Annotated in this window: 11 protein-coding genes and 1 pseudogene; 8 read left to right on the top strand and 4 right to left on the bottom strand. The window is 41.4% G+C overall.

Annotated elements, in window-relative coordinates:
* Window positions 1-438: 438 nt before the first annotated feature.
* Window positions 439-630, bottom strand: a pseudogene (locus tag V7K69_RS09755) (DUF2811 domain-containing protein); the annotation flags it as partial.
* Here V7K69_RS09755 and V7K69_RS09750 point away from each other — a divergent pair.
* Together V7K69_RS09750 and V7K69_RS09745 are read left to right on the top strand one after the other, a co-directional pair.
* Entirely contained in the window at window positions 629-1,024 is a 396-nt protein-coding gene (locus V7K69_RS09750; RefSeq protein ID WP_335033700.1) for a hypothetical protein, read from the top strand. The pseudogene V7K69_RS09755 and the gene V7K69_RS09750 sit on opposite strands and share 2 nt — an antisense overlap.
* Before the next feature lie 206 nt (window positions 1,025-1,230).
* The gene (locus tag V7K69_RS09745) at window positions 1,231-2,514 is read left to right on the top strand and encodes an MDR family MFS transporter (protein ID WP_335033697.1); all 1,284 of its coding nucleotides are present in this window, start codon (window positions 1,231-1,233) and stop codon (window positions 2,512-2,514) included.
* Window positions 2,515-2,707: 193 nt separating this feature from the next.
* Here the strand turns inward: V7K69_RS09745 and hisIE are convergent, their stop codons facing one another.
* A complete protein-coding gene (gene hisIE, locus V7K69_RS09740) occupies window positions 2,708-3,358 on the bottom strand; it encodes a bifunctional phosphoribosyl-AMP cyclohydrolase/phosphoribosyl-ATP diphosphatase HisIE (protein WP_335033695.1) in 651 nt (216 codons plus the stop codon).
* 101 nt (window positions 3,359-3,459) lie between these two features.
* On the bottom strand, window positions 3,460-3,648 hold the full coding sequence (locus tag V7K69_RS09735) for a ChaB family protein (protein WP_012410442.1): 189 nt from the start codon (window positions 3,646-3,648) through the stop codon (window positions 3,460-3,462).
* Between the two features lie 107 nt (window positions 3,649-3,755).
* On the opposite strand from V7K69_RS09735, the gene hemL reads away from it, so the two are divergent.
* Both hemL and V7K69_RS09725 read left to right on the top strand, forming a co-directional pair.
* Window positions 3,756-5,054 carry a glutamate-1-semialdehyde 2,1-aminomutase gene (gene hemL / locus V7K69_RS09730; RefSeq protein ID WP_334805438.1) on the top strand — a complete coding sequence of 433 codons (1,299 nt, stop codon included), beginning with the start codon at window positions 3,756-3,758 and terminating at the stop codon, window positions 5,052-5,054.
* A 607-nt stretch (window positions 5,055-5,661) separates the two neighbouring features.
* On the top strand, window positions 5,662-6,564 hold the full coding sequence (locus V7K69_RS09725; RefSeq protein ID WP_335033691.1) for a polysaccharide deacetylase family protein: 903 nt from the start codon (window positions 5,662-5,664) through the stop codon (window positions 6,562-6,564).
* 133 nt (window positions 6,565-6,697) lie between these two features.
* On the opposite strand, the gene V7K69_RS09720 is transcribed toward V7K69_RS09725, so the two are convergent.
* Window positions 6,698-7,528: a fasciclin domain-containing protein gene (locus V7K69_RS09720; RefSeq protein WP_335033689.1), complete on the bottom strand. Its 831-nt coding sequence runs from the start codon at window positions 7,526-7,528 to the stop codon at window positions 6,698-6,700.
* A 909-nt stretch (window positions 7,529-8,437) separates the two neighbouring features.
* On the opposite strand from V7K69_RS09720, the gene V7K69_RS09715 reads away from it, so the two are divergent.
* From V7K69_RS09715 to V7K69_RS09700, 4 genes are all read left to right on the top strand, one after another.
* A complete protein-coding gene (locus V7K69_RS09715) occupies window positions 8,438-9,232 on the top strand; it encodes a glutathione S-transferase family protein (RefSeq protein ID WP_335033685.1) in 795 nt (264 codons plus the stop codon).
* Between the two features lie 182 nt (window positions 9,233-9,414).
* Entirely contained in the window at window positions 9,415-11,145 is a 1,731-nt protein-coding gene (locus V7K69_RS09710) for an ATP-binding protein (protein WP_335033683.1), read from the top strand.
* 596 nt (window positions 11,146-11,741) lie between these two features.
* Window positions 11,742-12,725, top strand: coding sequence for an RNA polymerase sigma factor, RpoD/SigA family (locus V7K69_RS09705; RefSeq protein WP_335033682.1), 984 nt, complete (start codon window positions 11,742-11,744; stop codon window positions 12,723-12,725).
* Between the two features lie 669 nt (window positions 12,726-13,394).
* Window positions 13,395-14,102, top strand: a complete 708-nt coding sequence (locus V7K69_RS09700) for a hypothetical protein (protein ID WP_335033680.1) — start codon at window positions 13,395-13,397, stop codon at window positions 14,100-14,102.
* The last annotated feature ends 7 nt before the right edge of the window (window positions 14,103-14,109 follow it).

Raw genomic sequence — 14,109 nt, 5'->3', positions numbered from 1 at the left:
CCTGCTTTTGCAGGTTTACATCACAAGGAGCTTAAGCCCCTTGTTTTTTCTTGCCCAGGCTCTAAGTTGACACTAATTATGAAGAGTGCTGAGTTCCGAGTTCCGAGTGCTGAGTTAAAAGACCACCCACAAGGGGCGGGGTTTTTACCATAGTGCGAAAGTACTGAGTATGGTAAAAATACGTATACGCAGTAGGAGCAATTCATAAGTTGCCCTTGCTGCGTATACTTTTGAGCAAGTTATAGAGCAGAATCTACTGATACTTTTGATTGTAATATTGCCCCGATATGCTTAATTGCTATTGGATCAAATCCCATTTATGGGGCACGGTTTGCCGTGCCCACATTAGAGTATGAGCGAGAATAACGCCCGTACCTATGGAGTATCTAATAGATTAGCTGTTGCGGGTGAATCGATACTGGGCGTTTCTACTGAGGAGTGGTGGAATAAAGTTTCCAGATAGACTCGGGCAGCCCGGCGATCGCTATCTCCATTTTGGAGTAAAAACAATGATAGTGCCGCCGTCAATACCCTATTTTCATCCCAATCAGGATGGGTTTCTAAGTAGTTTTTTAAGGATTCGTGGAGTGTTTCGGGAATTTCTGTAAAGATGCTAACCGTTGATTTCATGAGATTTTCCTCCTATGAGGATAATCAAGAGGGACAAGTTGCTTGCGGTAAAGCAGCCTATGGCTTCCTCACCCTTACGGGTGATGCCTCCGGCACGCCAAGGGCGAACGGTAGTAACTCAAGAGGGGAAACCCCCTTCTCTACGAGACGCTCCGCGAAGGCGCTAGCCTCTCCTTTTGGGAGAAGACCGAACTACCTCACCACTCTTTTGCTAGCCCGACAATCTACGCCCACATCTCAGGTAATATATTTTACACATTTGATGCCAACGGTTGAACGAATTACAAAAGCAAGCCGAATCATTGTGCGCCAAGAGGGGGTGGGTTTGTCAATGCTGCGAAATGTTAAAAACCAATGTATAAAAAATAAATACGAACGAAAGAATAAGTATTAGAGGCTATTTTTCGTTACTTTACTTTATAAAAACTCAGTCCTTGAAGTTATTCGCCACTGTTAATTAACAATCCCCAGTCAGAGGGTAAGAAGCCCATTAGTTCGTAGCGAACCTGTGGAAAACTGCTAAAATCCCTGTGGAAACCCTGTGGAATGAGTGAGAAAAATAGCAGCCAATGATAAGAATTACAAAAATGTCACCAAACTATGACATCTAAACTCATGAAATTAGCTTCTCAATCTCAGCTATCATCGTGGCTGCCCTCAATACATCCTCAAGTCTGGATTTTTGCAATAGGTAGATTTCTCTCGGAAGTTGGCACTGGCTGTACCCTGTTTTACGCCCCCATTTTTTTTGTGAATGAAGTTGGTTTATCTGCAACCAGTGTTGGGGTAGCCTTGGGTAGCGCCTCGATTTCCGGCATTGTCGGGAGGATTGTAGGTGGTTCTTTGGCTGATTCTGAACACTGGGGTCGCCGCCGCACTTTGTTGCTAGCGACGGCGATTTCAGCAATTGCTTCTCTGGTTTTAGCTACAACCAACGATTTTACTATTTTGGTAATTGGTAGCTTGATTAGCGGTTTAGGTATAGGTTTCTATTGGCCGGCGGCTGAAGCTGTTGTTGCTGACGCTAGCCAGATTGACAATCGCCGCGAAACTTTTGCGATCGCACGACTGGCTGATAATCTGGGGTTAGCGATCGGAATTATGCTTGCTGGGTTTTTGATCGCGGTAATTGGGAGTTATCGATGGCTATTTATCATTGATGCCATCTCTTTTCTGATGTTTTTTGGGGTTGTCTATGTGGGAATTAGTAAAACCGAACAACAGCAGATAGGGGAATCTGAAAAGACGGCACATTTTGCTTCTTGGATGGCAGTATTAAGCGATCGCCGTTTCTTGGTCTACATCGCAGTTAATATATTCTTTACAATCTATATTTCTCAAATCCATAGCACCCTGCCGCTTTACTTCAAAAACTTTGTTATCAAAAGTACTACCGAAGGATTTGCTCAAACTACTATTAGCGTTCTATTTGCTTGGCATCTGGTGCTAGCTATCATTTGTCAGTTGCCTGTCACCAGTTTCTTAAAACGCTGTTCTCACACACTGGCACTCACCGTTTCCGCCATTCTTTGGGGAGTTGGGTTTGGACTCATTTGGGTAAGCGGTACTGCCCCATCTTATAATTTAATTTGGGTAGCATTGGCGTTGGGAGTATTTGCAGTTGCAATTGTTTCTTATACTCCATCTGCCGCCTCTTTAGTCACTGAATTAGCCCCGGAAAATCAACGTGGCGTTTATTTCTCCGTCAATGCTGTGTGTTGGGCTATTGGGTCTTTTATTGGTCATCCCTTGGGTGGATGGGCATTAGATCAACCGCAAATTATTACCAATACTTTCTGGCTAGGATTCCCCTTGAGTGTGCTGCTTGTGGTGGTGATTTTACAGTATCTCAATCGGATTTTAGCTGATACCAATTCTATATGAAGATGCGCTAAACCATATTTAATTACAAGGAAGAAAAACGAACCGCAAAGGACGCATTCGCGCAGCGTCTCGTCAGAGAAGGACACAAAGAAAGAAGTTAAAAGTCAGGTTAATCACTTATGATTACCGCATCTGTGCAAAAATCGAAAAAGCCTCTTTCTCCCTGTTTCCTGCCCCCTGCTCCCTTTCCTGCTCATTGACGACGTTCTTGCAACTTACGATACACAGATTTTAAATCAACTTGATGGTGAGCCAAGGCAACCAAAGTATGATATAGCAAATCAGCCACTTCACCTGCGATCGCATCTGCTTCATCATCCTTAAAGGCCATTACCACTTCGGCGGTTTCCTCACCGATCTTTTTCAATATTTTGTTATCGCCACCAGCGAATAACTTGCAGGTATAAGAACTTTCTGTCGGATTGTCGCGGCGATCGCATATTATTTGAAACAATTGCGACAACGTATCCCCTGGTGGTGGAACAATATTTCCTTCTATTTGGTGAAAGCAACTGCGTTCTCCAGTATGGCAAGCAACATCTCCTAATTGCTCTACCCCTATGAGCAACGCATCACTATCACAGTCATAACGGATACTTTGCACTTTTTGAATATGCCCAGAAGTCGCCCCCTTATGCCATAATTCTTGCCGGGAACGACTCCAAAACCAAGTTTCTTCAGTTTCTAAAGTTTTTTGTAACGACTCCTGACTCATCCACGCCATCATTAGGACAGTACCATCCAAGTAATCTTGGACAATTGCAGGCACTAAACCCCGTTCATCGTAGCGAATTTTTTCAATAGGGATGGCGTAATGTAGCGATCGCAAATCGTTAGAAGACATACCAGCTAGTTTGCTCTAATGAGAATAACTTATGGATTTACGATACCATTCTGAATAGAGCAACTGGTATGTTTTTTTGAATTTAACTATCTTATCTAGCCCTAAACAAGAGCATTGTGTTCCATTGCAGACTGCATTTTTACAGCACTTAAAGCAACTTTATGAGCTTTTGATGCCTCACCATACCAATGGATGGCCGAGTTAAAAGCTGCTCGGTAAAGATCCTGGTATGCTTCAGATAATCGAGTTTGAATATCTAGAGGCAAGTCTTTGTTGGACTTATATAACATATTGTTATTTTTTTGGTTCAGTTAATTCTATAGGATAGAAATTCTAAGCAATTTTTAACACTATCCTGAGATAGAGCTTTTTCTTGTCCACTGTTTAGGAGAGAACCTTGGTAAATACCACAATTAAAACAACAAAATCACAAGAGGTCTTCGCTGCTGCTCAAAACCTCATGCCCGGAGGAGTCAGTTCTCCAGTTCGTGCCTTTAAATCTGTAGGTGGACAACCCATCGTTTTTGATCGTGTTAAAGGCGCATATATTTGGGATGTAGATGGCAACCAATATATAGACTATGTAGGTACTTGGGGCCCAGCTATTTGCGGTCATGCTCATCCAGAAGTAATTGCAGCCTTGCATGAAGCTTTAGAAAAAGGCACCAGTTTCGGCGCTCCCTCAACTCTAGAAAATGTTTTGGCAGAAATGGTCATCGATGCCGTTCCCAGCATCGAAATGGTCAGATTTGTTAACTCTGGAACTGAAGCCTGTATGGGAGTTTTGCGGCTGATGCGGGCTTTCACCAACCGAGACAAAATCATCAAGTTTGAAGGTTGTTACCACGGACACGCTGATACCTTTCTCGTGAAAGCAGGTTCTGGTGTCGCCACACTTGGCTTACCAGACTCACCAGGAGTTCCGAAAGCGGCAACTAGCACTACTTTAACCGCACCTTACAATGACCTAGAATCCGTCAAAGCCTTGTTTGAAGAAAACCGTGACGAGATTGCTGGCGTTATTCTTGAGCCAGTTGTTGGTAATGCTGGATTTATTGCACCCGATGCAGGTTTCTTAGAAGGATTACGGGAACTCACTCACGAGTATGGAGCCTTATTGGTATTTGACGAAGTGATGACAGGCTTCCGCATTGCTTACGGTGGCGCTCAAGAAAAATTTGGCGTTACCCCCGATTTAACAACCTTGGGCAAGGTTATTGGTGGTGGGTTGCCAGTAGGAGCTTATGGCGGTCGCCGAGATATTATGTCAATGGTTGCCCCTGCTGGCCCCGTATATCAAGCTGGGACTCTTTCTGGTAATCCCTTGGCGATGACTGCTGGTATTAAGACTTTAGAATTGCTGCAAAAGCCAGGTACTTACGATTATCTTGAGCGAATTACTAAAAAGCTAGCAGATGGTTTGCTGCAAATTGCTAAGGAAACTGGTCATGCAGCTTGCGGCGGCCAAATCAGCGCCATGTTTGGCTTATTCTTTACCTCTGGCCCAGTTCATAACTACGAAGATGCGAAAAAGTCTGATACAGCCAAATTCGGACGCTTTCATCGGGGTATGTTAGAACGTGGTGTTTACCTAGCACCCTCTCAATTTGAAGCTGGGTTTACGTCTTTTGCTCACACTGAAGAAGACATTGATCAAACTTTAGCAATTGCACGGGATGTAATGTCTAGTCTGTAAGTTGTTAAGGGATTCCCAAATAAACAAGTATCCAGTTACCTCTTGTGGGGTAGGGATATTATCTACCATTTTGCGTGGTAGGTAATCTTGCCCCACAAAAATGGTCACTCATCATTCAGTAATGCTGAATCTAAAGCCTTATTTACAGAACTTTCAGCAGCCAATGCTGTTGACTCATCTTGTATAGTAGGGGAGCAAAGAAATTTTTAACGGATCTGTACTGTACCGTTATCACTCAAATAAGGTCACACCTTTGTCATAATTTTGCAATGTCTTTGTCAATGCAGTATGCAATATTTAAATTACATTAAGTATATTCATGTTAATAAGGCAAAATTAATTGCCTTGTATAGTTATCTAAATTCCCTTCATAATCTCGTGGTTTACGAAAACTAAGGTGCAAGAAGGCTCTCATTTTCCTGGCGAGGGTTTTGTTTATAGATATTTAGATATCCCTAGATAAGGCATTTTTTCGGAGTCAGGGTTAGAGCTAACTTTAAAAGATATTACTAATCATGCTGTAGTTTGCATGATAAGGCTTATAAAAGCGTAAAAAACTACCAGAAGTATTGTGAAAAAATGGTTCTAGCTTTCAAGGAGCTATGATGTGGAGAACAAGAAGTCATTTTTTGGTGTGCAAAAAATATTAATAGCGTTGCTTGTCTTAAGTACCACCACGATGATGTTCATCAAGTCAAGATCATCTGAGGCCCAAAGCACAGAAAATATAAATGTAAACAAGCTACCAGCCATTGGAGCCCAACAGCAGATTGAAGAATTAAAAGCAACGATGCTTAAAATTTGGCAGCAACAAGCACAAATAAAGGGTCTTTCATATTCTGTGCCACCAAGCTTTCAAGGAGCAATAGTTAGTGCGGCAAAACTTAGTCCCCAACAGAAAGTAATTGCTCTCACTTTTGATGATGGGCCATGGCCTGAAAGCACCGCCCAGATACTAGATATTCTCAAACAAAATCAAATCAAAGGGACATTTTTTGTCATTGGGCAGAATGTGAAAAATTATCCAGGCTTGCTGAAGCGAGAAATTGCTGAAGGTCACATAATTGGTAATCATACCTGGCATCATTGGTATCAATTTTTGAATCCACAAGCAGCCGCTTATGAAATTGACCACACAGCAGACCAGATTTATCAAGTCACAGGAATTAAAACAAATCTATTTCGACCACCAGGGGGAATCATGCACAATGGAGTGGCTGATTACGCTAGAAATAGCAAATATGCCATCATCCTTTGGTCATCTGACTCTATTGACTACTCACGTCCTGCTATACCAAAGTTAATTAATAATGTCTTCAGAAGAGCCAAGCCAGGTGGAATTGTGCTAATGCATGATGGTGGTGGTAATCGCTCTAAAACTGTACAAGCTTTACCAGAAATTATTGCCAACTTTCGGAAACAGGGTTATAGCTTTGTTACTATCCCTGAACTTTTAGAAATGCAAGATAAGGATCAAAAGCTGATTGCAAACCAAAAGCAAAACCATTAGGTGGGGTTGCCAATTTAGCTCACCGTTATTACAATACAAAAAAACCGTCCAAAATTAACATTGAACGGAATCTTTATGTATTAATACTTTATTACTACCTAATTCTGTTACTGATTGTACTAATACCTACAAGCTATAAATCAGGAGGCAAAATTACCTGATCAATTGCGTGGATCACACCGTTACTGGCTGTGATATCTGGTTGTGTAACCTTAGCATCATTGACAGTTACACCAGTAGAAGGATCAACCTTAACGTTGATTGCGCCACCTTCGAGGCTTTTAACTTCACCAGATTTTAAATCAGTGGACAATACCTTACCAGGTACTACATGGTAAGTTAAAATCTTGAGCAATACTTCTTTGTTGGCTGGGTTTAACAATTCTTGCAAAGCATCTGCTGGCAACTTAGCAAAAGCTGCGTCAGTGGGTGCAAAAATAGTTAAGTTATCTTTGCCTTGCAAAGCTCCAGTCAACCCTGCTGCTTTCAAGGCCTTGGTTAAGGTTGTAAAAGAAGCGTTTGACTCTGCCAACGCTAATAGGTTTTTGCCTTGATTGTCACTTGCCCCTGGACCTGGTGGAGTTGTTGTAGGTTTCTGACCAGGTTGAGTTTCTGGGGTAGTACCTGGCGTGGGGGGTTTTGGTTCAATAGGTGTAGCGCTACCACCACGGTTATAAGGAGGCTCATTGAAAATACTGGGTCTAGGATTTGTTACACTACCTTTCTGCGCTACTTGTTTGCGCTTGGTATTGCCCTTTTGTGTTTCGGAAGCAGCCTCAGTAGGTGTGTATTGAGCGTTTACTTGAAGGCGTTGACCCTTGTTATAAGGAGCTTCGTTGAAAATACTGGGGTTAGGATTTAATACCTCTTTGGCTTCAGATGGTAAAGTAATGAGAAGGCTTAAACTAGTGAATCCTGCTATGCCTGCCAACGTGGTCAGCAGTTTGCTGTTATTTGTCTTCATAAATTTTGTTTGTCTTTTTGTCCATACATTACATAAAGATTTATAACATTTTGCTATGCACAAAATCTAACCAAAGAGGGAAGTAAAATTTTTCTCAGAATAATTTTTGCTAGCAAAGTAAAATACATTACCTCGGATCAAGCTGATCGGTATGAAATATATCTACCACATATTTGATGTAATGAGTATATTTTCTCAGTCACACTGATCAAGAGTTCAAAAGCCTCACCGAAGAGAGCAGGGGAGGCAGGGGAAGAAGAGAAGCAGGGGGGAAGAAAGCAGGAGGAGAATTAAATTTCTTTTTTTCCTTAAGAGCCTCAAGAGCCTTTCTACTCTCTCCTGCTCAGAAAGGATCTGAAGCTCCTAACTTTAGTTGTGGGGTTTGCTAGTTGTGGGGTTTGCTCAAGAACTGTTTTCTTGCCTCACTTGGTGTAGCCTCAATTCTAAAAGAGTGCGAAGATTTCACATATCCAAGGTTTCAGTTACAATAAACTGTGGAAAAAACTCTAGTAAAAAACCAATCTATAGATAAATTTGTACGTAAATTGATAAGTTTGAAAAATCCTGAATCCCATATATAACAAGGCAATATATATGAATTAAGCATTAATTATTCAGCTAAACCACAGATAATTTAGTCTAACAGTGGCAAAAATCAAAGTAACTGCTAAATATTTGTAACTGAAGGGTTAGGTTTGTTTATGTATCCCGAAGAAAATTATTTAATTATTTGATATTTGAATCGGAAAATAATACTTTTGGAATCGATGATTTTGCTAAAAACTAGGCATAAGTTCAATCATAATTTTAATTAAATTAGGCAAAAAGCAACTAATGTAAATAAAAATTACTTTAACTAAAGATACAATTGTAAAGTTTAAGAAGTTGACCAGTTATCAGGTATACAATATGCTGGAATTATACCAATGGGAACTATCTCAATACTCAGAGAAAGTGCGCCTAATTCTAGATTTTAAAGGACTAGATTACCGCAAAATAGAAGTTACGCCTGGGATTGGACAAGTAGAACTTTTCCGGCTGACTGGTCAGAAACAAGTCCCAGTATTAAAGGATCGTAATAAATATATTGCGGATTCTACGGAAATAGCTAAGTATTTAGACTTAGAGTATCCCGATCGCCCAATAATACCCCAAGATCCCAAAAAACGGGGTTTAACTTTATTGATAGAAGAATGGGCGGATGAATCTATAGGCATCAAAGGTAGGAAAGCGCTATTTGCAGCCGTAAGTCAAGATCAAAATTTCCGCAAGTCTTTATTACCCACCTCAACACCAGATATATTTAAAAGTCTGGTTGGAGGAGTACCTACTGACTTACTGACAGTGTTGGGTTTTGGGGTAGGTTATAGTCCAGATGTGATTCAGTCAGCGATCGCATCTTTAAAACAAGACTTGGAAGCGGTAACGTTATTATTGGCAGATAGTCCTTATTTAACAGGAGATGAGCCAACTTTAGCTGACTTGTCAGTAGCTGGCTTATCGATATTGCTCAAGTTTCCCCCTGGCCCCTATCTGGATTTACCAGCTTCTATTAGAGGAAAAGGATTGCCAATCTTTTCAGAGAATATAGATTATGAACCATTCTTTACCTGGCGCGATCGCATTTACGCCCAATTCCGTAAACCATTAATCAGCACCACTTCAGCCTCTGGGGGTGCGCCAACTTCGATTCAGATTGATTAGGGCATCGGGTATGGGACATTTAGTTATTCCCTTACACTCCTAACTCTTGTACAGACGTGATTAATCGCGTCTCTCTGCCAATTTTAGATTTTGGATTTAGGATTGAAGGAAAAATCTAAAATCTAAAATCTAAGATTGAATGACTATTAAGATATCGCATCAACAATCATGTAATTAACTAGATGAATTCGGGACAGCCATTAGGTTCGGTTATTCAAGGTTCTCTAACTGAAGGTTTAGAAGTACGATTGCATCCTGACATTTCTGTAGAAGATATGCGGGTTGGTAAGTTTCTTGTTGTGCAAGGGATGCGATCGCGCTTTTTTTGTATGCTGACAGATGTAGCATTGGGTGCTGCTAATGCCCGAATTATTGCTAATCCCCCTAATTGGGAAGACACTTTTTTACGGGATGTTTTAGCAGGAAGTGGTACTTATGGTACTATCAACCTCGCGCCCATGTTGATGTTCACTCCCGAAGCGGAAGAATCTTTCTCCCCAACAAACGGCAAATCGGCAAATCCCTTTATCCCATCAGTAACGGGTTTGGCTTCCTTTGTGCCACAAACCAGCACGACGATGGAATTGTTGCCTGTTAAAACTATTCCTAGCCACTTTAGTCAAGTTTACGAAGCCAGTGTTGACGACTTTCGCCGCGTGTTTGGTTGGGAAGATGACCCCCAAAGGCGCAATTTTTCCATTGGGAAACCTTTGGATATGGATGTGCCTGTTTGTATCGATTTAAACCGTTTCGTAGAACGGAGTAATGGGGTTTTTGGGAAATCTGGTACTGGTAAATCCTTTCTAACTCGGCTACTTTTAGCTGGCGTTATCCGTAAAAATGCGGCAGTAAATTTGATTTTTGATATGCACTCTGAATATGGCTGGGAAGCTGTCGCAGAAGGAAAGAACGTCAATACAGTTAAGGGATTAAAGCAACTTTTTCCAAGTAAGGTAGAAGTTTATACCCTTGACCCCGAATCCACAAAACGCCGGGGTGTGCGTGATGCTCAAGAACTTTATTTGAGTTACGAGCAAATAGAAGTTGAAGATATTAAGTTATGTAGTCGAGATTTAGGGCTATCTGACGCAGCCCTAGATAACGCCAATATTCTATATAGTGAGTTTGGCAAGTCTTGGATTGTCCAACTGCTGAACATGACTAACGAAGAAATCGAGATGTTCTGCGACGAGAAACGCGGACACAAAGGCTCGATTATGGCATTGCAGCGCAAACTCTTGCGGATGGATAGCTTGAAGTATATGCGAGCAGTCTGCCCCCAAAATTACATTAGTAAAATTGTGCAATGCCTGGAATCTGGGAAGAATGTTGTGATAGAATTTGGTTCCCAGTCTAATATGCTCTCTTATATGTTGGTGACGAACATGATCACCCGACGTATCCACGAGCATTACGTCAAAAAAGCAGATAAATTCCTGCAAAGCAAAAACCCTTGCGATCGCCCCACGCCGTTGATGATTACCATTGAAGAGGCACACCGTTTTCTTGACCCGGCTATCGTCCAAAGTACTATCTTTGGGACTATTGCCCGTGAGTTGCGGAAGTATTTTGTCACACTTTTGGTAGTTGATCAACGTCCATCAGGGATAGATAATGAAGTCATGTCCCAGATTGGAACTCGCATTACCGCTTTGCTTAATGACGAAAAAGACATTGACGCGATTTTTACGGGTGTATCTGGTGGTAGCGGACTGCGATCGGTACTGGCAAAGTTAGACTCCAAACAACAAGCTTTAATTTTGGGTCATGCCGTCCCCATGCCAGTAGTAGTACGTACCCGTCCTTACGACGCAACTTTTTACGAAGAAATTGGTGAGCCAGCCTGGGAAGAAAAACCTGATGCGGAAGTATTCGCTGCTGCTGAACTCGCCAAAGCTGACCTGGGATTTTAAATAGTTATTTGTCATTGGTCATTGGTCATTTGTCATTTGTCATTTGTCCTACCCTACGGGAAGTCACTGATTTAATCTACATCAAGATTAATTCCCAATTCCCAATTCCCAATTCGTAACATCCCTCCATCCTCACAAGAAATTAAGTTCGGTTATCCGGCTAGTTTTTGGCAACAGAAGAGGGGTTTTTGAGGTCACTATAGATATAGTCAGTAATTTCAAGGAAGCCTAATTTTTTTTCCAAGCGACCAATTTTGGATTACAATTGAAAGTTTTATCTTAAGATACTTTACTATCCGCCTGATTTATCGTACTATAAAAATAAGTGAACTCATACCGACTTCGGATTTACTCGTTACTCTCAGTAACTACCTAAAGTAAGAATTCTCAAAAATAACCAGTGTGCTAATAAGAGATTGAAAATTTAGAAAAGGTAGGGGAACCTATCTTAGGGGCTTAACGTCTTAAAAACATCTATATCAATTGATAATTGTTTTTATTAGCTCCTGATATTTCATGATAGATTTACTACTTTTATCCATCCATTTTAGTAAGAAAACATACATTTTATTTACGGAGTAGAGGACGACGCACCAATGCCTACTGTCAATACCCAAACGGAAAATCTCAACACCAGATTCACGGCTGATATGGTGCGAACCTATCTACGAGAAATTGGCCGTGTACCACTGCTAACCCGTGAACAAGAGATTGTATATGGGAAGCAGGTTCAACAAATGATGACGCTCATCGATGCCAAAGAGGTTTTGGCGAAGAAACTGCACCGCGAACCGGAGATGTCAGAGTGGGCTGATGTGGTTCAACAATCGGAAATTGAAGTACAACAAACGGTAGCGCAAGGTAAGCGAGCAAAGCAAAAAATGATCGAAGCGAATTTGCGCTTGGTCGTTGCTATTGCGAAAAAATACCAAAAGCGAAATATGGAATTTCTGGATTTAATTCAGGAAGGAACACTAGGATTAGAGCGGGGTGTGGAGAAATTTGACCCAATGAGGGGTTATAAGTTCTCGACTTACGCTTACTGGTGGATTCGCCAAGCTATTACCCGCGCGATCGCTCAACAAGGACGTACTATCCGGTTGCCGATCCACATTACCGAAAAACTGAACAAAATCAAGAAAGTACAGCGTGAGTTGGCTCAAACCTTGGGGCGATCGCCCACTCCAGCCGAAATTGCCAAAGAACTGGAACTAGAACCTACTCAGATCCGTGAGTACCTGAATATGGCGCGTCAACCAGTTTCTTTGGATGTTAAAGTTGGCGACAACCAGGATACTGAGTTGCAAGAAATGCTCGAAGATGGCGGGCCATCACCAGAGTATTACACCAACCAGGAATTCTTACGCCAAGATTTGAACAACCTGCTAGCAGAACTAACCCCGCAACAGCGAGAAGTTTTAGCTCTACGCTTTGGTTTAGAAGATGGTAACGAAATGTCATTGGCGAAAGTGGGTGAGAGATTGAATCTCAGCCGCGAACGTGTCCGCCAGTTAGAGCATCAGGCTTTGGCTCATCTGCGTCGCCGTCGCGCCAATGTCCAAGAATACGTTGCTAGTTAAAGATGGAGACGCGAAATCCCGCGTCTCTAGAGCATGATAAGCCTCCTGAATTCAGGGGGCAATTTTTTATGCTGATAGCCCAATACAGTTCTGATAAGACCAAAACACTTGTAGAGACGACGATTTATCGCGTCTCGAAAACCCAAAATTTTTGCCAGTAGCCCTTAACCAAGCGTATTGGCTGATAGCCAGGAAAAATATTTTGATCTGAGACTGTATTTCTACGGCGACAAATCCGAGAAAATACTATCAGTATTTTTATTTATTAAAAAGTAAAAAAACAAGGTAATACAAAACCCATATTGATAAAAAGGATCTAATTTCTGATTAACCTCACCCAATGAGATGAATCTATTGGATGAAGAATCATTCAAACTACATTAAGTAATGTAAAGTTAATTAAATTGCTTTGTAGTAAAGGGTTTAGTCTTATTTGACGGGATCAAGCCCTTACTACAAACCTTTAATTGTTTACGCCGCTCTACTTCCCCTAACTGGTGGTAATCTAAGATTGTTGGGCTAGATTAAATAAAAACTTTGGTTTTTGACAGTTTTCTTTTTTGGACAATAGTAATATAAGTCGTAAACAAAGTCTTTGACAATTAAGACTTGGTTATAGTTTAAGTAAGTTCTAAAGAACTTAGTTGATTTTTTAACAGGAGAAGTAGGGTGCTTAACAACCTTTATCAGTTCTTATCTCCCCGCCAGTGGGGAATTTCCCTAGCGGGCTTAGGCTTACTTCTCGGTTTGGGCTTTATAGGCAAGCAGACTCAAGTCGCACCGGTTACAGATTCTCCATTATCATCGGCTCAGATTCAGAAAACCACAACCTCCGAAAACTCTCTTTTGTCGCAGCTAAGAAAAGTTAGAGAGCAGAGAAGTCAACTGAGAGCATCTGCTGGAGAGAGAGGCATTTTTGTGCATCAGAGCGGAAAAACACTCCCTAAAACCACAGCGCTGGTTCCAGATTCTCAGGGAGCTACAAAAGGTGCAGAAGGTTTACCAAAAGTGAATTTTCCTGTCAAAGATGGGGTTTATCTCTATGGTCAATCGCCAAAATCTAACCAGCTTGGTCAAGGTTACATCATATTTCAAAAGCAGCAGGATAAGATAACTGGTGCATTGTATATGCCCCAATCAGAATTTAATTGTTTTCAAGGTACGCTCAGTAAGTCAGGAGAGTTGGCGATGACGGTTAATAGTACGTCAAATGAAGCCAGTACTCCTCGATCAAATCAGGTAGCTGCAAACAGCAAACTACCTAAAGTCAGTGAAGATGAGTTCAGCAGTTATCCTTACTCAGTGGCTCTGCAAGACTTTTATCAATTAAATTCCATCACAGCTAGCGATCGCCGCACGTTGCAAATGTGCAAATAATCGTTAA

Origin of the sequence: Nostoc sp. (assembly GCF_036917775.1) — a bacterium.
Lineage (GTDB): Bacteria > Cyanobacteriota > Cyanobacteriia > Cyanobacteriales > Nostocaceae > Nostoc.
The sequence above is the reverse complement of the archived record's forward strand: the minus strand, read 5'-3'. Positions and strand labels throughout refer to the sequence as shown.

Excerpts from the sequence above, each read along its gene's own strand:
- V7K69_RS09750 (WP_335033700.1), top strand. The coding sequence starts at position 629 with ATGAGATTTTCCTCCTATGAGGATAATCAAGAGGGACAAGTTGCTTGC.
- V7K69_RS09745 (WP_335033697.1), top strand. The coding sequence starts at position 1,231 with ATGACATCTAAACTCATGAAATTAGCTTCTCAATCTCAGCTATCATCG.
- hisIE (WP_335033695.1), bottom strand. The coding sequence starts at position 3,358 with ATGTCTTCTAACGATTTGCGATCGCTACATTACGCCATCCCTATTGAA.
- V7K69_RS09735 (WP_012410442.1), bottom strand. The coding sequence starts at position 3,648 with ATGTTATATAAGTCCAACAAAGACTTGCCTCTAGATATTCAAACTCGA.
- V7K69_RS09720 (WP_335033689.1), bottom strand. The coding sequence starts at position 7,528 with ATGAAGACAAATAACAGCAAACTGCTGACCACGTTGGCAGGCATAGCA.
- V7K69_RS09715 (WP_335033685.1), top strand. The coding sequence starts at position 8,438 with ATGCTGGAATTATACCAATGGGAACTATCTCAATACTCAGAGAAAGTG.
- V7K69_RS09710 (WP_335033683.1), top strand. The coding sequence starts at position 9,415 with ATGAATTCGGGACAGCCATTAGGTTCGGTTATTCAAGGTTCTCTAACT.
- V7K69_RS09705 (WP_335033682.1), top strand. The coding sequence starts at position 11,742 with ATGCCTACTGTCAATACCCAAACGGAAAATCTCAACACCAGATTCACG.